The sequence below is a fragment of the Yersinia rochesterensis genome (assembly GCF_003600645.1).
Classification (GTDB): domain Bacteria; phylum Pseudomonadota; class Gammaproteobacteria; order Enterobacterales; family Enterobacteriaceae; genus Yersinia; species Yersinia rochesterensis.
Map to the genome: position 1 here is coordinate 61,851 of NZ_CP032482.1, position 18,488 is coordinate 80,338.

Consider the following 18,488-nt stretch of genomic DNA (forward strand, 5'->3'; position numbering starts at 1 on the left):
TTGCACCTAATCCAGTGAAAGGTGAGGGTGTTGTGTTATCAGCCAATGCTCCAGTTCATCTGCGGGCATTGGTTTAGCATAAAGAAATCCCTGTTTTTCATCAATGCCAATAGAATCCAGAAATTCTTCTTCCTCTTTAGTTTCTACCCCTTCGGCGATCACTTGCATTTTAAGTGCTTCGGCGACAACGATAATGGCTCGTACCAGAGATTGTGAAATAGGATTAGTATCAATATGGCGAACAAAACTTTGATCCAGCTTAATGGCATCAATAGGGATGCGCGCTAACTGAGAGAGTGAAGAATAACCAGTACCAAAATCATCTAAGTGAACTTGAGCACCTAAGTAGCGTAGCTGTTTAATTATATTGATAGCGGCGTCTTCATTATCAATTAAGCAACTTTCCGTTAATTCAACATCGACCAAGCTAGATTCCAGTTCGCTGGCTTCGAGAGATTCAATAAAGCTGGTAACGATAGCCTCATCTATCAATTGTCGAGCAGAAACATTGACGGCAACTCGTAGGTTAATCCCGCGTTTTCTCCAATCGACGGCTTGTTGCATCGATGTTTGCAGTACCCATTTACCCAGGGGCCTGATAAGTCCGGATTCTTCGGCATAGGAGATAAATTCCAGAGGAGCAATCAAACCTCGTTCAGGCGATAACCATCTGACGAGTGCTTCTACACTGTGCACTTTTCCTGTTTTGGTTGATATTTTTGGCTGGTAATAGACATGTAATTGGTGCTGTTCTAAACCCTTGCGTAAATTGGTATCGAGCCAAACATATTCGGATACTTTTTTATTCATTTGCTGCGAGAAAATTGAATAGGTCTGTTTTCCATGTTCTTTTGCGGTATACATAGCGGTATCTGCGCTGCGAATAATATTTTCCAATGTGTCGCCATGCTCAGGGCATAGTGCAAGACCAATTGAACAGCCGGTATATACCTCGATCAATCCAATCCGGAAAGGCGATTTCATACGGTTGAGAATTCTCTGTGCAGTTGTTTCAAGCAAGTTTATCGTAGCGTTTTCGACCAAAACAATAAACTCATCACCTCCTAACCGGGCAAGCATTTCGTTGTCACCCAGGCAACTTAAAATAGCCTGAGAAACATCCTTCAGTAACCGATCACCAAACATATGGCCGTAATGGTCATTCACTTTTTTGAAGTTATCGAGATCGAGATAAATAATACCTACAGAGGTGTCAACACGGGTTTGGATTGCGCTGTTTATGCGTTCATGAATAGCATGGCGATTAGGTAAACCAGTAATCATATCGGTATTGGCCAGAATCCTAAGGCGTTCTTGAGCGCGTCTCTCTTTGGTAATATCAGTGCCAGAGCAGATGAGATAGCGCTCATTTTTACCGCTACCACTATGAACAAACTTATTGCGGAATAAAAATAGGCGCTTTCCTTTAACGGTGTTAACCCAACGCTCTGCTTCATAAGATGCACCACGCTGAAAGAATCCCTCAATATTTTTCCGTGACGACGCCCCTTCCTTGGCTGTCATAAATAAGTCATAGACGTTTTTACCAATAACATCTTGCTCTTTCTTACCGGTATATTCTTCGCTAAGGTGGTTAAATCGTTGTACGCACCCATCTTTATCAAGAATAACAATCACTGAATTAGCTTCAGAAACGACCTGCTCTGCAAAGGAAAGACCTATGACCAAGTCACGAGCTACAGATTCAGTATCAGCATAGGCTGAGGCAGTACCTCCCCATTCTTTCTTATTAATCTTGCGGCCGACAAGATGTAGATGAAGGGGGTGACCATAAATTTCAATTTCAATATCTAAACTTGCAGTAATTCCGGTTAAGCTCCGGATTCTCATTGTTTGGACTAAATTAAGGGATATTGCGATATTTGTTGTCCCTTTAACTGCAGATAACTCTAAAGCTTGGCTATCAAAAGCAAGCCGCCAAAATGGGCTATGAGTACCAAAGTAAGCATTGAGGATCGACGTGTCTTGGTTTTCGAACATATGCGACCCCCTAAAAGTGTATATGAGTCTTTTACTTACCTTAGCCGGAAACTCAGAAGGCCCTATTCCTAACCCTCCCAGTGATGAATAATCATCCTGACCTGTAGAACATGACTCTATCCAGATCACCTACCGAATAAAGTATATGTGTAATTTATTCATACCAGATCGTAGATAGTAGTGATAATCATATTAAATGCTTTTTTTACTTTAAGGTTGTGATGAAAGTTAAGCATGAAAAAATAAAAGACACTATTTTTTATATTGTTACGTTCATTTAGGCTAAATCCTAAAATGAGAAAAGAAAGATGAGACATGGTTTATTGGAGTGTAGTGGGGATAGTATGGTTTTTAGTGAGTTAATGATGGAAGTATGTCAGTGGTAAGCAATCTGGGTATTCCATTTCGAAACAAGATGAGAATACCCGAGGTAAATCACGATTATGGTTTTTCTGCGATTCTTTTCAGATACTCATTATTTTTGAATACAATCATGATCATCTCAAAACCAATACGTGAACTAATGCCACCGCCGATGATGATGGCAATCCCTATGAAGAAACTACCAAACATCGCCAGTACGCCGGATACAATGATGCCAAACAGTGAGAGCCAATATAAAATAGTAAGAATTTTTGGTGTCAGCATTGAATCAAAATAAAGTACATTCTTAAGCATTACATAATCCTTCATCTTTAAATGTTCAAATTTCGGTAGTGATTATGTATTAATTTTAAGTTCGTGACCACACATTACTTATTGTGAAATATATATAATCCCCTTTCCGGATAATATTTTTACTTAAAGTCAAGTACCATTCCAACCCCGACCTCTTCTATATCAACCGCACCGGCTAATGCTATTTTAGCTTTTAGGTCAGTACAGTGACAGGGATACAGTGCTTGTGCGCTGAGCTGCTTGAAATAGTCTGATGTTCTGGTGAGGATGGATTTCTCTGTATTTAATAGATGAAAACCACCAATAACAGCCCGAACGCGCTTATCACCGGTCACTTTAATAGCATAATCAATAATATTGCAGATCCCAGAGTGAGAGCAGCCAGTAATAATTACAATGCCCTCTGGGCTGGTATAAACTATCACACTGTCGTCTATGACAAAGTCGTCAACTTCATGGCCACAACAATTGATAGTTTTCCCTATAGGATGCAGCCCTTCAAAATCATTACTACGTTCTATCTCACCTAAAAAAAGTAAATTATCCGTAATGTAATAAACACCGGACTGATCAATTCGTTTGAAAAAGGTGGAATAGCCATCAGCCGGAAAATGAGCACCTATTGATTTATCTTCGTAGTATTTAGGGGTAAATGCATTGGGGTGAGCCACAAGTTTTATTTTCTGCTCACTATAGTGATTTGTTCGGTCTAGATATTGTGCAAGATGGGTTAAGCCCCCGCTATGGTCGTTATGACCATGGGAGAAAATCACACTATCGATATTGCTGATATTAATACCCAGAATTGCCGCATTACATAGAAAAACGTCAGAGTAACCAGTATCAAAAAGAAAATTTTTTCCATTAATTTCAATATGATAACAAACCCCGGTTCGGCTATAAGATATTTGTCTATTAGGGTGTTGTTATCAACCAGCACAGTTAACTGCATATCCTTTTCCTTGTTTACTCACATTATTCCGACACTAGTTTTATTTGCGGCTATCGAAAAGTAATTTACACGCTAATCCGGTAAAGACTACGCTTAGCAAATAGTTTGGCCAGCGAGCTGAAAACTCCCCGGTTTTAAAGCGGTTACTCATATTACTGACCACTAAAATCAGGCTACCATTAATAATCAAGCCAATAGCATTCAGGATGGTTGCCAATAACAGCATTTGCACAATCACTGAACCTGACTGGGGGTGATAAATTGTGGGAATAGCGCCAGTACAAATAGAGCCATCTTGGGATTCAGCAATTTGGTGAATAATCCTTTCCGGAAGGCCTTATATACGGGAGCGGGTGATAACGCTGCTTTTATCGGGACACCGTGGGCTGAGGTGAGTATTTTCCATGCCAAATAGAGTAAATAGCATGCACCGAGTATCCGCACTGCATCGTAAGCTAGTGGTACCACTATAAAAAGTTGTGAAAGCCCTAATGCTGCCGCCAACGTGTGGTAATAAGTTCCTAACTGAATACCTGCAAGTGCTACACAAGCACCGGAAAACAGCAGTAAAGTTGTTGTGGCGATCATAACCTCTCCGCAGGAATTACTCGAAAATATGGGCACCTAGTTTTGTTTGTTCAACATACTTCATATAACGGGGGAAAAACAACGAATGTCCTATGTTGTTTAAAATTAGGTGCAGGTTTGTTTAAGCTTTCAATGGCTAGTGATAATTATCCTATACAGATGAGAGTTTGAGAAACTAATGATAATAAGAGCGATATCTGAGGACATTCCGCGTTTAGTTGAGATTTGGGAAAAAGCAGTAAGGGAATCGTATTTGTTTCTAACTGAGGCTGATATTCAATTTTATTTGCTTGGGCTAGAAGTTTGGTTATTTGAAAATAGCAGATAGGCAGTAGGGCTTATTGGCCTCGATGGTAATAAAGTGGAGGTGTTATTCATTGATCCCATCTATCACGGTAAAGGTTTTGGGAAAACGCTGTTGGCGCATGCTCAGCATTTAAAGGGAAAGCTCAGTGTGAATGAACAAAATCCCGCTGCGTTAGCTTTTTACTTGAAATCTGGATTTGTAAAAACTGGTCAGTTCAGAACTGGGCGGCGAGGGAAAGGCTTTTTCACTGCTTCACTTGGCGCAGGTAGAGTAATAAAAGCCCAAATTTCTCCGGGCTTTAGTAAAACGGATGAATAAAAGAAGTTACTCAATATTCTGAATCTGCTCGCGCATTTGCTCGATAAGCACTTTCAGCTCAATAGCTGAATTGGTAACTTCGGCATTGATAGATTTTGATGCTAGCGTATTCGACTCGCGGTTGAATTCTTGCATCATAAAATCAAGGCGGCGGCCAACGGCTTCTTTCTTCTTCAGAATATTGTGTGTTTCTTTGACATGCGCTTCAAGTCGATCCAACTCTTCAGCTACATCGACACGTTGTGCCATCAGCACTAATTCCTGCTCCAGGCGAGTATTTTCCAACTGAACCTGTGCTTCTTCCAGTTTGTTGAGCAAACGCTCACGCTGCCATTGCAAGATATTTGGCATATGCGCACGGACTTTAACCACTTCCGCACTAACGCCATCCAGCCGCTGTTCAATAAGCGCTTTTAGTGCTGCACCTTCAGTTTCGCGGGAAACGATAAAGTCATCCAACACAATATCCAGTGCCTGCATCAGCTCAGTGCTGATGGCATCCAGATCCTGTTCTTCTGCGGCCATAACACCCGGCCAGCGCAGAATATCCACTGGATTAATTTCGCCTTCATCACTTTGCATCTTGACCCACTGACCAGCTTCAACCAGTTGCTTTGCCAGTTTCTCATTAAGGATCAAAGAGCTTTGTGAGTTAGCATCCAGCTCGAAGCGCAAGCTGCACTCAATTTTGCCACGGGTCAGGCGGCCGCGGATACGTTCGCGAATAACCGGTTCCAGGCTACGGAACTGTTCAGGTAAGCGAATGTAAGTTTCTAAATAGCGTTGGTTAACGGAACGCAGCTCCCAGGCTGCGCTACCCCATTCACCCTTAATGTCACGTCGAGCGTAAGCGGTCATGCTGCGGATCATTGTTGCGTACCCGTTTTCAAGAAAAGATGCAGGGATTATAGCCTCCGAGGCGCAGGCAGGATAGGCATTACATCACTAAGGCCGTATAATGCGCGACCAATATCGATTTAAAGCCGGAGAAAGCCCCATGCGCCCAGCAGGCCGAGCAGCACAACAAGTCCGCCCATTGACCCTGACCCGTAATTACACGAAACACGCTGAAGGTTCCGTGTTGGTTGAGTTTGGCGATACCAAAGTATTGTGCACCGCCACGGTCGAAGAGGGTGTTCCGCGCTTTCTGAAAGGCCAAGGTCAGGGCTGGATAACCGCTGAATATGGCATGTTGCCACGTTCGACCCACAGCCGTAATGCGCGTGAAGCCGCAAAAGGCAAACAAGGTGGTCGCACTTTAGAAATTCAGCGCCTAATTGCTCGTTCTTTGCGTGCGGCAGTTGATTTGAAGAAATTGGGTGAGTTCACCATTACGTTAGACTGCGATGTGTTGCAGGCTGATGGTGGCACCCGTACAGCCTCAATCAGTGGCGCTTGTGTCGCTCTGGCTGATGCATTAAATAACTTAGTTGCCGCCGGTAAATTGAAAGCTAACCCGATGAAAGGGCTGGTAGCTGCGGTTTCTGTTGGTATCGTGAAAGGTGAAGCCCTTTGCGATCTGGAATATATAGAAGATTCTGCAGCAGAAACTGATATGAATGTGGTGATGATGGAAGATGGCCGGATGATTGAGGTGCAAGGCACCGCAGAAGGCGAGCCGTTCAGTCACGAAGAGTTACTGGCGTTGTTGGAACTGGCTCGGGGAGGGATAGAAACTATCTTCCTGGCGCAGAAGGCGGCGTTAGAACAATAATTGATAAAGGCGACTTGCTAGTCGCCTTTTTTTTCCTGCAATTTAGGCACCGAATCATTCAACAAAGTAATTAATGACAGTAGCCACAATCTAGAGGAGACGTACCAATGAAAGCCTATCAGCGCGATTTTATCGAGTTTGCGCTTAACAAGCAGGTGTTGAAGTTTGGCGAATTTACCCTGAAGTCTGGGCGGATTAGCCCCTATTTCTTTAATGCAGGGTTGTTTAATACCGGGCTTGATCTGGCAAAACTCGGGCGTTTCTACGCCGCGGCGTTAATGGATTGTGGTGTGGAGTTTGACCTTTTATTCGGGCCAGCATACAAGGGCATTCCTATTGCCACCACCGCCGCCGTAGCCTTGGCTGAGCATCATGGTCGTGATGTTCCTTACTGCTTTAACCGTAAAGAAGCCAAAAATCACGGTGAAGGTGGCAGCTTGGTGGGGAGCCCGTTAAAAGGCCGAGTCATGCTGGTGGATGATGTGATAACCGCTGGTACTGCGATTCGTGAATCAATGGAAATTATCAATGCGCAGGGCGCCACCCTAGCTGGTGTGATGATTTCATTAGATCGTCAAGAGCGTGGTCGTGGTGAAATCTCTGCGATTCAGGAAGTTGAACATGATTATCACTGTAAAGTCATCGCGATTGTGACGTTGAATGATGTGATCCGTTATTTGGAGGAGAAACCGGAGATGGCGGCTCATCTGACGGCGGTGCGCCAATATCGTGAGCAATATGGTGTTTAAGATTTCCTCATTATGAAAATACAAAAAAGGGCCGTTTGGCCCTTTTTATATGACTATCACAGCGACTTTGTGGCTTATTGCAACTGAGCCACAATCAAAGGCCAGCGGGAATCAAACTCTTGCGTCGGTCGGTAGCGAAATTCTGAGCGAACAAAACGTGAAAGCATCCCTTCACAAAATGCTAATAGCTGTGTTGCCAATAGCGCTTCATCATGGATAAAACCTTGCCCATCACGCAGTTTTTTCTCGCGTAGCACCTGACGTAGCTGTACTTCAATTCGTTCAAACAGCTGGTTAATTCGCCCTTGTAAGCGGTCTTGCTCGAACATCAGTGCATGCCCGGTCATGATGCGAGTTAGCCCTGGATTGCGCTCCGCAAAGCCTAATATCAGCAATAGGATCAGCCGGAGGCGATTAAACGTCTCTTTTTCATCTTGCAGAATCAAATTAATGCGGGACATCAGACTGTCTTCAATAAACTCGATCAGGCTATCAAACATCCGCGTTTTGCTGGGGAAATGACGATAAAGCGCGGCTTCCGAAACTCCCACATTCGCGGCGAGTTTGGCGGTAGTAATGCGTTGGCTGCCATCGCTGGATTCCAGCATTTGCGCTAAAGCCTGCAAAATTTCCTCGCGCCTATTCCTTTTCGTATTTTCTTTTTCTGCCATGTCCGAGTAGACCCTTGCTAAAAATGACTTAATAACAAAAACCCCAATACCGGCCGCACTGGATACCAAGTCCCGGCGGCTTATGTGATAGCTTTTTTACGGTATTAGGGTCTAGGGTAGGTTATTGGCGCCCAGAATGACCAAAACCACCGGTACCACGTTCAGTAAGGTCAAAATCTTCAACCAAATTGAATTCTGCTTGTACTACGGGAACAAATACCATTTGTGCGATACGTTCGCCGGGTTCGATGATGAACGGTTGTTGACCACGGTTCCAGACTGACACCATCAACTGACCTTGATAATCGGAATCAATCAGCCCGACCAAATTACCCAATACCACCCCGTGTTTATGTCCCAAACCTGAGCGCGGCAGAATGACCGCCGCCAGAGTGTTATCACCGATATGTATCGCTAAACCAGTGGGTAACAATGTAGTTTGCCCCGGCAGTAAATCAACTGCTTCGTCCAGACAAGCACGTAAATCCAGCCCAGCAGAACCTTCTGTAGCATACGTTGGTAAAGGAAATTCCTTGCCAACACGTGGGTCCAGAATTTTAATGTCGATTTTTTTCATCATAACGGCTGACAATCTCGTCTATTAAACGCTGACTGAGGAGGTGCTTATCGCTGAGCGGTAAACGTTTCTCTCCAGTCGGCCAAAAAAGGTGCAAGGCATTGGTATCACTGTTAAAACCATGCTCTGCGAGCGATACATCATTAGCGCAAATAAGATCCAGATTCTTCCGCGCTAGTTTTTGTCGCGCGTATTCTTCCACATTCTGGGTTTCGGCAGCAAATCCAACAACAAATGGACGTTTTTTAACCATCGAAGCCACCCCGGCGACAATATCCGGGTTTTTCACTAACTTAAGGGTAATTTCGTCACCCTGTTTTTTTATTTTCTCGTCAGAAACTTGCTCGGCGCGGTAATCCGCTACCGCAGCGCAAGAAATAAAAATATTCTGCTGGGCGGCTAAGTTCTGAACTGTTTGTTGCATCTCCAGCGCACTGACAACATCAATGCGATTCACCGCAGCAGGTGTGGGAAGGTTTACTGGCCCGGCAATTAGAGTGACTTTCGCCCCTCTGGCAGCGGCCGCTTGAGCGATCGCGAAGCCCATTTTCCCCGAACTTTGATTGCTGATAAAGCGCACGGGATCAAGCGCTTCACGCGTTGGCCCGGCGGTAATCATGACACTCAAATGTTTCAGGTCTTGTTTTTCTGCAAAATGTTCATGCGCCAGCGCGACAATTTCCAGAGGGTCCAGCATTCTACCTGGGCCAACATCACCACAAGCTTGACTGCCGCTATCAGGCCCCCACAATAGCATTCCACGACTGGCTAGGGTCTGTAGATTGGCTTGAGTAGCAGCTGCGCGGTACATCTGTTGATTCATGGCGGGCACTGCAGCAACAGGAGATGCGGTTGCCAGGCAAACTGTTGTTAGCAAGTCATTCGCCATGCCAGCGGCCACTCGCGCCAGTAAATCTGCTGTGGCGGGGGCCATTATCACTAAATCAGCCCATTTACCCAGCTCAATATGCCCCATTGCTGCTTCTGCCGCAGGGTCGAGTAAATCATCAGAGACGGGATAGCCCGAGACTGCCTGCAACGTGAGTGGTGTAATGAATGCTTTGGCCGCGTGGGTCATCACCACACGTACCTCTGCACCTCTGTCGCGTAAGCGGCGTACCAGCTCAGGAGATTTATATGCGGCAATACCCCCGCTAATCCCTAGCACAATCTTTTTACCAGAAAGATGTTCGCCGGAAAGTCCCGTCATCATGATTGTCCGAATGAAAGTCATAAGAGGCGATATTTTAGCATAACCGCCGGGTAGATTAGCTATCAGGGCATCTCCTGATGCCATCAATCATCAAATTTGCGAGGCGTTACGCATGCTGCTCACCATGGAGTCGCGGCTCATAAAGCCTTCTGTCATGCTGTTTGTGCTGTTCAGGGATAAACAGGAGCCAAGGAATGGATGAGTGGTATGGGCATATGGCCCCAAGAGAAAAGCTGCTGAAATACGGTGCTGCGGTACTGACTGATGCCGAATTGCTCGCTATTTTTCTGCGCACGGGCATCCCAGGCATGCATGTAATGAGAATGGCTGAATATTTGATTGATGAGTTTGGCTCGTTGCATGAGCTTATCTCGGCGGATTATCAGGTGTTATGTGCAAAAAAGGGGATTGGTATTTCGAAATATAGTCAGATTCAGGCTATCGCAGAACTGGCTGGTCGCTGCTTTTCATCTCATCTAATGCGGGAAAGTGCCCTGCTTAATGCCGACATTACACAAAAATTTCTACAAAATATCCTTTCTCATCGTGAAAGAGAGGTTTTTTTAGTGATGTTTTTGGATAACCAGCATCGTGTTATTCGCCATGAGGAGATGTTTACTGGTACCATCAGCAGTGTTGAAGTCCATCCGAGGGAAATTGTGCGTGAAGCGTTGAAGGTTAATGCCGCCGCGCTGATTCTGGCGCATAATCACCCTTCGGGTAAGGCTGAACCGAGCCAAGCTGACCGTTTGATGACTACGCAGGTGATAAAAGCCTGTTCATTATTAGATATTCGAGTGCTCGATCATTTGGTGGTTGGACGGGGTGAATGTGTCTCATTTGCCGAACGCGGATGGCTTTAGAGAAATAATAATTGATCCTTTCGGGATCTTTAGCTGTTCGGGACTTGAGCACTTACGCTTCAGAGCGTATACTACGCCACCTTTGAGAATCTTGGGTTTGGCGTGAAGAGCCTATCTCAACAGGTTTATAGCCTGGTGACAGGGGTTTCTGACCTGATGACAGTGAGTCTTCTCAGTGAATTTGCTGAGATGGGCTCTAAAGCCTGACGAGGCGGCCAAATCCTATACGAAGCTCGAGCTGATTTGATTTTTGGAGAATAGACATGTCCCGAGTCTGCCAAGTTACTGGCAAGCGCCCGGTGAGCGGTAACAACCGTTCCCACGCAATGAACGCGACCAAACGCCGTTTTCTGCCGAACCTTCACTCTCACCGTTTTTGGGTTGAGGGCGAGAAGCGCTTTGTAACTCTGCGTGTATCTGCTAAAGGTATGCGTGTTATTGATAAGAAGGGTATTGAAACGGTCTTGGCCGAAATTCGTGCCCGCGGTGAGAAGTATTAAGGAACTGAATCATGGCTAAAGGTGTTCGCGAGAAGATCAAGCTGGTTTCTTCTGCTGGTACTGGTCACTTCTATACCACCACGAAGAACAAGCGTACTAAGCCGGAAAAATTGGAATTGAAGAAATTCGATCCAGTTGTCCGTCAACACGTGATCTATAAAGAAGCTAAAATTAAGTAATTTTAATTTTGGTGGATTAAGAAAACCCGGCCTCGGCCGGGTTTTTTATTATATAAAGTCTAGTGAGACACGCTAAGGGGGTCGCATGCCTGAATTACCAGAAGTTGAAACCAGCCGACGCGGGATCGAACCTTATCTTGTCGGCCAAACAATTCTTTATGCTGTGGTCAGAAATGCCCGCTTACGTTGGCCAGTATCTGATGAAATCTTGGCACTCAGTGACCAACCGGTACTCAGTGTCCAACGCCGAGCTAAATATTTACTGATAGAGCTGAAAACAGGCTGGATTATCGTCCATCTAGGGATGTCAGGTAGCCTGCGTATTTTGTCGGAAGAAACCGAAGCGCAGAAACATGATCATGTTGATTTGGTTATCAGCAATGGCAAAATCCTGCGTTATACCGACCCGCGCCGCTTTGGTGCCTGGCTATGGGCAAAAGACCTTGCAACCAGTAGCGTACTCGCACACTTAGGGCCAGAACCTCTGAGTGATGAATTTACCGCTGGGTATCTGTTTGAAAAGTCACGTAACAAACGCACTGTAGTTAAGCAGTGGCTAATGGATAATAAAGTGGTGGTCGGGGTGGGCAACATCTATGCCAGCGAATCACTATTTACTGCGGGTATTCTGCCGGAACGCGCCGCTGGTTCATTAACCGAAGCCGAGGTCACACTGTTGGTGGCAACAATTAAAGCCGTGTTATTGCACTCTATTGAGCAGGGTGGCACTACATTGCGCGACTTTTTACAGTCAGATGGCAAACCGGGTTATTTTGCACAAGAGTTACAGGTATATGGGCGAGCGGGTGAGTTATGTCGGCGCTGTGGGAATGTGATTGAAATTGCGAAGCACGGGCAGCGTAGCACGTTTTTTTGCCGCCACTGCCAGCATTAATCTATCTCTTTCGTATTTGAAGCCATAGGGAGTGATCGCCTGTCTGCAACTCCAATTACGTGGGTATTGGTGTCAATAAAGAATCACGCCAACTTAGCCATCAGCGCTGCGGTTACGGGCGCAGGAAGGAATGGCGAGATGTCTCCACCATGGCGCGCCACTTCCTTCACTAATGACGAAGAGATAAATGACCACTTTTCTGATGGCATCAGAAAGACACTTTCCAGCTTTGGCATTAGATGGCGGTTCATATTGGCCAGTTGCCATTCATATTCGAAATCTGATACCGAGCGTAAACCCCGCACCAAAATATTCGCGTTATTTTTTTTGGCAAATTCCGCCATTAGCTCACTGAAACCCAAAACTTCCACATTCTTCAGTGATGCAGTCACTTGTTTTGCCAAGGCGACCCGCTCGTCTAGGGTAAACATCGGTTTTTTACTGGAACTGTCGGCGATTGCCAAGATGACATGACTAAACATTGCTGAGGCGCGGGTGACTAAGTCTAAATGCCCATTGGTAATAGGATCAAAGGTCCCCGGATAGATGGCTTTGGTGGTCATGAATTCTCGCTTTTCTGATATTGATGGCTCAATGCCCACAGAGCCGCATATTTGTTAAAAGTATATTGCGCGTTGACCACCGCCAGCAATAGCCCTTGTTTACCATCGAGGAAACCGGCACGTAATAGCCATGTTTTGCAGAATGCCCCAAGAGTATGGCTGAGAATTGAAAAATAGCTGCAGCTTTTGCCTTCTTGATGGCGCTGATGCGCCCAAGCCTGCGCATAGTTGAGTTGTTTTTGCTGAAAGGTGAAAAAGTCACGGCAAGTCAGGTGCAGTAAATCCCCAGCTAGCGGGATAACTTTAGCGGAGCCGCTATCAAGTGATTCATGGACTAAATTATCGTTGTAATGGTATTGATCGCGCGGATATAAGCGGGTCACTCTATCAGGATACCAACCGCTATGGCGCATAAAGCGGCCTAAAAACAGGTTCCGCCGTGCACAGCTATAAACCGCGCCTTCTTCTGGTGCCAATAACACGGCTTCAATCGCAGTTTTTAGCTCGGGAGTCACTCGCTCATCAGCATCGAGCATTAGAATATAATCGCCAGTGGCATATTGCTGGGCTAATTGTCGCTGTTTACCATAACCCGGCCATTCTGTGTTGCTGTAGACTTTTGCGCCATATTGCTTGGCCAAAGCGACGGTTTCATCTTCACTGCCTGAATCTAATACCACTATTTCATCAGCCCAGATAACGGATGCCAAACAATCCGCCAGCAGTGCGGCTTCATTTTTAGCAATCATCACCACTGACAGGCGTTTTTTGACACTCATTTAGTGGCTCCGTTGCGGTAGATAAGGCTCCAGCAAGTGCAATAGCCGTTGTAGCGCGCCCTGATTTTCATGCAATACATCAACCGCATGGCGGCCATAATAGAGGCGGCAATCTTCATCAGTCAGCAGCATGGTAATTTCTTTCACCAGTGACAGGGTATCAGTGACAGTAATCAACCCTTCAGCCTGCTCCAGCTTGGCACAAATGTCTTTAAAATTAAACGTATGTGGCCCCATCAACACAGGGATGGCATGCGCTGCTGCTTCCAATGGATTATGGCCGCCGCGCTCAACCAGGCTACCGCCAACAAAAGCTAAATCAGCAATGCCATACAGCAGCATTAGCTCACCCATGGTATCGCCGATCACCACTTGTGTGCTACTCGAAGGCACTTCGCCTTTGCTACGCAATGTATAACTTAGCCCGGCTTTTTGTGTTAATTCAATGGCTTTCGGGAATCGCTCTGGATGGCGCGGTACCAGAATCAGCAACAATGTCGGGAAGTGTTGTAATAATTGGCGATGAGCTTCCAACAAGATAGTTTCTTCGCCGTCATGGGTACTGGTCGCTATCCAGACAGGGCGATGTGGTGCCCATTGGCGGCGTAAGGTGATGGCTCTGGCGGCTAATTCGGGGGTTACCGAAATATCAAATTTCAGACTGCCGGTGACTGTAAGCTGTGAGCGCCGAAGGCCCAATTCAATAAAACGGTCGCCATCTTCTTGATTTTGCGCGGCAATTAGAGTGATCCGCTGCAGCATATTACGGATAAAACTACCGATTTTTTTATAGCCAGCGGCAGAGCGTGCCGAAAGGCGCGCATTGGCAATGACCAGCGGTATCTTGCGGCGATGCAGCGCATTGATGAGGTTCGGCCACAGTTCAGTTTCCATGATGATGACCAGCTTGGGATTCACCTGATCAAGAAAACGGTTCACAGAACCGGGAAGGTCGTAGGGCAGATAAACGTGGTGGACATCTTTGCCAAAAGCGGATTGAACACGCTCGGAGCCGGTAGGTGTCATGGTGGTCACGGTAATGGGCAATGATGGATAACGGTGGCGTAATGCTCGGACTAAAGGGATAGCGGCCAGTGTTTCACCGACTGAAACTGAATGCAGCATAATACCGCCAGCAACAACTTTACCGGCACAAAAACCATAGCGCTCCCCCCAGCGTTTGCGGTAAGCGGGGGCTTTACGGCTGCGTAACAGCAAACGCAGCCAAATCAGAGGTTGAATAAGGTAGAGTAATACCTGATATAAACGCAGTAACATTCTATCAATTTCATTTATATGGATTATTAAGAATAATACCATATTTGAGCAAGAAAGGCTCTTTTCCACTGGGGCTGCTTGATAACCCGAGCAGGGTCAGGCTATTTATAAAAAAGAATATAAACTTTCAACAAATGAGAGGGGGGGAAATTGATTTTTCTTGTTTAAGAGTGAGAATAATTTTCATTACGATGAGGTGTAATTAATGAGGTAGCTGTAGATATCATCAGCTTATTCAATGATGCTATTTTCAGCTAATAATACCTTGTTATTTAGTGGTTTATCACGCACTCAGGAAAATTAAGTTTTATTGGGATGGTATTGAGCCATTAATTAAGAACATAGAGAAATCAATGAGCTGTTATTAGCAAAAAGTGAATTAATGAGCTTCGTTAATAGCTTGAATAACAGATTAACAATGTTTAACTATCAGAATACTGACAACTATTAGTTCTGATAACAGCCAGCTCTGATAATTACCAGCGCTGACTGTTATTACACAGTAAATGCGGGCTTACGGATCTTTTAAGCGGGCATAACTGGCTAGAAATAATTGCTTATGAAATAAGCGGTTCCAATTGCGTCATAATGGTTTCAGCCGTAATGGTATCCATACTTTTTTGCTCGGAGATTACCGCAATCTGGTTTTTGCCGTAGCCACCAATCAAACCAGGGTCGGTTGGGCCGAACAAGGTAATATTGGGGCGATCCAGAGCGGCGGTCAGATGGCTGAGACCGGTATCAACGGAAACCACTGCTTTTGCACCCGCCAGCACCTCGGCCACTTGCTGGAGACTGAGTTTAGGTAAGACCTCAACATGAGAAAAATGCTCCGCTAACCGCAAAGCACGTTGATACTCATGTTCCGCCCCCCAGGGTAATTTTATTTTTAAACCCGTCGGAGCAACCAATTCAATCAGTTTTAGCCAATGGCTCTCCGGCCAGTGTTTGCTGTCGCGGGTGGTTGCATGCAAGAAAACCAGATATTGGCCAGCATCGGCAGGTAAGTGGTTTAAAAAACGCGGTGCGATAGCATAGTCACCATAACTTTCCGGCTTATCGTAGCCGAGGCTCTCCGCAAACAACTGGCGGATGCGTTCGACAGCATGTTGTTTGATATCAATCTGATGGCGGCAGTTGTAAAACCAGCTAGCAAAGGGTTCACGGGCACTTTTGCTGTCCGGCCCATGTTTTATTCCTTTAGCGATGCGGGTAATCAATGCGGCACTTTTAATTAGCCCCTGAGCATCAATCACCACATCATAGCTGCGCTGCTGCACCACACGTTTAAAATCACAGCGCTCTTGCCGGGTATCACTGCCGAACCAATTTTTCCGCCAACGGCGGATGGCAACCTGAATAACTTTATCCACCGCCGGGTGCCAACTGGGGATTTGGCTGAAACCCTCTTCTACCACCCAATCAAAGCGAATGCCGGGAATGGCATTCATGGCATCAGTCAGCGCGGGTAATGTATGTAAAACATCGCCCATTGAAGAGGTTTTAACGATCAATACATGCATTAATCGGCCTCTTTCGCTGAACAGGTGGGTGCCGAGAGCTGCTTCTCAAGGGCAGCCATCACTTGTTCAGGTTGGATATCAATCAAACTCTGATGATAACCCTGCGCACTGTCGCCTTTACGCACTTTGTGATAGCCGGTAATCAGGCGAATAACTGTGGCTTTGTCAGACAGTGGCGGAGTGAAGTCCGGGCTGCTTGGGCCATATAAAGCGACTAACGGCTTATTTAATGCGGCTGCAACATGCATCAAACCGGAGTCATTACTGACCACGGCGTTACAGGCGGCAATCATGACCACGGCTTGATCCAGCGAGGTCTGGCCTGCGAAATTGAGGCAATACTCGCGGGCGGGTTCATCCAGCGCTTGGCGGATTTCTTCACCAGCTTCATTATCTTTGGCTGACCCCAACAAGATGACTTGATAGCCTGTATCAATCAGTTTCTGGGCCAGCGCGGCATAGTGATAATGTGGCCAGCGCTTTGCCGGGCCAAACTCTGCACCAGGGCAGAAGCCAATAATTGGGCGGTTATCCGTTAGGTTGAATGATGCCGTAATCTCGGCAATTTCTTCATCCTGAACCTCTAATTGAGGCCGTAGCAAAGGCTGTGGTAAATCATCGGCTGAGTGAATACGCTCTTTATCGTAGGCCAATGCAACATAGCGCTGAACCATCATCGGGAAAGCTTGTTTATCCAGAATGCGCATATCATTGAGTAAGAAATAGCGCATTTCGCCACGCCAGCCTGTTCGCTGTTTAATCCCTGAAAAATAAGGTATTAGGGCCGATTTAAATGAGTTCGGTAATACATAAGCGCGATCATAACCTGTTTCACGTAAGGCCAGACCCAAGCGGCGGCGCTCCTCAAAAGCAAAAATCCCATGGCCTAATGGCATCGGGACGGCATGGCGAACTTCTGGCATTCTAGCTAAAAGCGGACGGCACCATGCGGGCGCCATCACATCAATTTCTGCTGCCGGATATTCGGCCTTCAGGGTGCGGTAAAGACTTTGCGACATCATCATATCGCCAACCCAAGAAGGGCCGATGACCAGTATTTTCATACCGTTTATCAATTCCTTGCAGCAAGTTATTTAGACTGAGCTATTGAGCCAGGCGAGGTATTCTTTGACGCCTTCGGCGACGGTTTTGAACGGCTTGTCATAACCGGCAGCGCGCAAATTAGTTAAATCAGCTTGCGTGTATGCCTGATAGCGACCTTTCAGTTTTTCTGGGAATTCAATGTATTCCACAGGCCCGCTTTGATGGAAATCCACCACCGCATCGGCAACCGCCTGGAAAGATTCTGCACGACCTGTACCGCAGTTGAAAATGCCGGATACGCCGTTTTGCCAGAACCACAGGTTAACGTCAGCAACATCGCCGACATAAATAAAGTCGCGTTTGAAGTTTTCACTGCCGGAGAACAATTTAGGGTTTTCGCCCGCATTGATCTGGTTATTCAGATGGAAAGCTACACTCGCCATGCTGCCTTTATGACCTTCACGTGGGCCATAAACATTGAAATAACGGAACCCGCAAATTTGTGAATCAGCTTCAGGCAAAATTTCGCGCACATACTGATCGAACAAGAATTTGGAGTAGCCATAAACATTAAGCGGTTGTTCGTACTGACGATCTTCAATGAAATTATCAGTACGCCCGCCGTAGGTGGCAGCGGAAGAGGCATACAGGAACGGAATACTGCGATCCAGACAGAAGTGCAGGATATCTTTAGAATACTGATAGTTGTTATCCATCATGTACTTGCCATCCCACTCGGTGGTGGAAGAACAGGCACCCTCGTGGAAAATCGCGTCGATATCACCCATATCATCACCGGCAACAATGCTGGCAACAAAATCTTCTTTATCCATGTAATCGGCGATATCGAGATCAACCAGATTGACGAATTTAGTGCCGTCTTTCAGGTTATCCACAACCAAAATATCTTTATAACCGATATTATTCAGTGCCTTAACGATATTGCTGCCAATGAAACCGGCGCCGCCAGTGACGATAATCATCAGGTTCACCCTTGTTAATCTTCTTGGTCGGGCACAATGCCCCACACTCTATTTGCCGTTATCATAACATTTCATAGGATAGCGCACAGCCGGAAGGGGCTAATCTCTCTGTT

19 protein-coding genes and 2 pseudogenes are annotated in these 18,488 nt (G+C 45.9%); 7 read left to right on the forward strand and 14 right to left on the reverse strand.

Going from position 1 to position 18,488, the window contains the following annotated elements; genetic code table 11:
- Positions 1–6 precede the first annotated feature (6 nt).
- The 4 genes and pseudogenes from pdeR to DXZ79_RS21160 all read right to left on the reverse strand — a co-directional run bounded on the left by pdeR (position 7) and on the right by DXZ79_RS21160 (position 4,219).
- A complete protein-coding gene (gene pdeR, locus DXZ79_RS00300) occupies positions 7–2,001 on the reverse strand; it encodes a cyclic di-GMP phosphodiesterase (protein WP_038637870.1) in 1,995 nt (664 codons plus the stop codon).
- A gap of 441 nt (positions 2,002–2,442) precedes the next feature.
- Positions 2,443–2,679 carry a DUF4282 domain-containing protein gene (locus DXZ79_RS00305; RefSeq protein WP_038637873.1) on the reverse strand — a complete coding sequence of 79 codons (237 nt, stop codon included), beginning with the start codon at positions 2,677–2,679 and terminating at the stop codon, positions 2,443–2,445.
- 119 nt (positions 2,680–2,798) lie between these two features.
- Positions 2,799–3,631, reverse strand: a pseudogene (locus tag DXZ79_RS00310) (MBL fold metallo-hydrolase).
- Positions 3,632–3,671: 40 nt separating this feature from the next.
- Positions 3,672–4,219 (reverse strand): annotated as a pseudogene (locus DXZ79_RS21160) (LysE family translocator).
- Between the two features lie 367 nt (positions 4,220–4,586).
- On the opposite strand from DXZ79_RS21160, the gene DXZ79_RS20855 reads away from it, so the two are divergent.
- Entirely contained in the window at positions 4,587–4,844 is a 258-nt protein-coding gene (locus DXZ79_RS20855; protein ID WP_244942306.1) for a GNAT family N-acetyltransferase, read from the forward strand.
- A gap of 6 nt (positions 4,845–4,850) precedes the next feature.
- On the opposite strand, the gene DXZ79_RS00325 is transcribed toward DXZ79_RS20855, so the two are convergent.
- Positions 4,851–5,714 carry a YicC/YloC family endoribonuclease gene (locus DXZ79_RS00325; protein ID WP_038637879.1) on the reverse strand — a complete coding sequence of 288 codons (864 nt, stop codon included), beginning with the start codon at positions 5,712–5,714 and terminating at the stop codon, positions 4,851–4,853.
- A 127-nt stretch (positions 5,715–5,841) separates the two neighbouring features.
- Here DXZ79_RS00325 and rph point away from each other — a divergent pair, with 127 nt between their 5' ends.
- Both rph and pyrE read left to right on the forward strand, forming a co-directional pair.
- The gene (rph, locus tag DXZ79_RS00330; protein WP_038637882.1) at positions 5,842–6,558 is read left to right on the forward strand and encodes a ribonuclease PH; all 717 of its coding nucleotides are present in this window, start codon (positions 5,842–5,844) and stop codon (positions 6,556–6,558) included.
- Positions 6,559–6,665: 107 nt separating this feature from the next.
- Positions 6,666–7,307: an orotate phosphoribosyltransferase gene (gene pyrE / locus DXZ79_RS00335; protein WP_038637885.1), complete on the forward strand. Its 642-nt coding sequence runs from the start codon at positions 6,666–6,668 to the stop codon at positions 7,305–7,307.
- Positions 7,308–7,381: 74 nt separating this feature from the next.
- Here the strand turns inward: pyrE and slmA are convergent, their stop codons facing one another.
- The 3 genes from slmA to coaBC all read right to left on the reverse strand — a co-directional run bounded on the left by slmA (position 7,382) and on the right by coaBC (position 9,768).
- Positions 7,382–7,978 carry a nucleoid occlusion factor SlmA gene (slmA, locus tag DXZ79_RS00340; RefSeq protein ID WP_004392079.1) on the reverse strand — a complete coding sequence of 199 codons (597 nt, stop codon included), beginning with the start codon at positions 7,976–7,978 and terminating at the stop codon, positions 7,382–7,384.
- A 121-nt stretch (positions 7,979–8,099) separates the two neighbouring features.
- On the reverse strand, positions 8,100–8,558 hold the full coding sequence (gene dut / locus DXZ79_RS00345; RefSeq protein WP_038637890.1) for a dUTP diphosphatase: 459 nt from the start codon (positions 8,556–8,558) through the stop codon (positions 8,100–8,102).
- Positions 8,536–9,768, reverse strand: a complete 1,233-nt coding sequence (gene coaBC, locus DXZ79_RS00350; protein ID WP_162928708.1) for a bifunctional phosphopantothenoylcysteine decarboxylase/phosphopantothenate--cysteine ligase CoaBC — start codon at positions 9,766–9,768, stop codon at positions 8,536–8,538. The genes dut and coaBC overlap by 23 nt, the downstream gene beginning before the upstream one ends.
- Before the next feature lie 194 nt (positions 9,769–9,962).
- Between coaBC and radC the strand changes: the two genes are divergently transcribed.
- From radC to mutM, 4 genes are all read left to right on the forward strand, one after another.
- A complete protein-coding gene (radC, locus tag DXZ79_RS00355) occupies positions 9,963–10,631 on the forward strand; it encodes a RadC family protein (RefSeq protein ID WP_038637895.1) in 669 nt (222 codons plus the stop codon).
- A gap of 263 nt (positions 10,632–10,894) precedes the next feature.
- On the forward strand, positions 10,895–11,131 hold the full coding sequence (gene rpmB, locus DXZ79_RS00365) for a 50S ribosomal protein L28 (protein WP_005164747.1): 237 nt from the start codon (positions 10,895–10,897) through the stop codon (positions 11,129–11,131).
- Between the two features lie 11 nt (positions 11,132–11,142).
- Complete coding sequence (gene rpmG / locus DXZ79_RS00370; protein ID WP_004392084.1) at positions 11,143–11,310, forward strand: 50S ribosomal protein L33; 168 nt, start codon at positions 11,143–11,145, stop codon at positions 11,308–11,310.
- 85 nt (positions 11,311–11,395) lie between these two features.
- The gene (gene mutM / locus DXZ79_RS00375) at positions 11,396–12,205 is read left to right on the forward strand and encodes a bifunctional DNA-formamidopyrimidine glycosylase/DNA-(apurinic or apyrimidinic site) lyase (RefSeq protein ID WP_038637899.1); all 810 of its coding nucleotides are present in this window, start codon (positions 11,396–11,398) and stop codon (positions 12,203–12,205) included.
- 83 nt (positions 12,206–12,288) lie between these two features.
- Here mutM and coaD read toward each other — a convergent pair whose 3' ends face one another.
- The 6 genes from coaD to rfaD all read right to left on the reverse strand — a co-directional run bounded on the left by coaD (position 12,289) and on the right by rfaD (position 18,375).
- A complete protein-coding gene (gene coaD, locus DXZ79_RS00380; protein WP_038637901.1) occupies positions 12,289–12,768 on the reverse strand; it encodes a pantetheine-phosphate adenylyltransferase in 480 nt (159 codons plus the stop codon).
- The gene (locus DXZ79_RS00385; RefSeq protein WP_050292160.1) at positions 12,765–13,547 is read right to left on the reverse strand and encodes a glycosyltransferase family 2 protein; all 783 of its coding nucleotides are present in this window, start codon (positions 13,545–13,547) and stop codon (positions 12,765–12,767) included. The genes coaD and DXZ79_RS00385 overlap by 4 nt, the downstream gene beginning before the upstream one ends.
- Complete coding sequence (gene waaA / locus DXZ79_RS00390) at positions 13,548–14,825, reverse strand: lipid IV(A) 3-deoxy-D-manno-octulosonic acid transferase (protein ID WP_038637908.1); 1,278 nt, start codon at positions 14,823–14,825, stop codon at positions 13,548–13,550.
- Positions 14,826–15,382: 557 nt separating this feature from the next.
- On the reverse strand, positions 15,383–16,348 hold the full coding sequence (rfaC, locus tag DXZ79_RS00395; RefSeq protein WP_038637911.1) for a lipopolysaccharide heptosyltransferase RfaC: 966 nt from the start codon (positions 16,346–16,348) through the stop codon (positions 15,383–15,385).
- Positions 16,348–17,412, reverse strand: a complete 1,065-nt coding sequence (gene rfaF / locus DXZ79_RS00400; protein ID WP_120010984.1) for an ADP-heptose--LPS heptosyltransferase RfaF — start codon at positions 17,410–17,412, stop codon at positions 16,348–16,350. The genes rfaC and rfaF overlap by 1 nt, the downstream gene beginning before the upstream one ends.
- Before the next feature lie 30 nt (positions 17,413–17,442).
- On the reverse strand, positions 17,443–18,375 hold the full coding sequence (gene rfaD / locus DXZ79_RS00405) for an ADP-glyceromanno-heptose 6-epimerase (RefSeq protein ID WP_038637918.1): 933 nt from the start codon (positions 18,373–18,375) through the stop codon (positions 17,443–17,445).
- Positions 18,376–18,488: the final 113 nt, after the last annotated feature.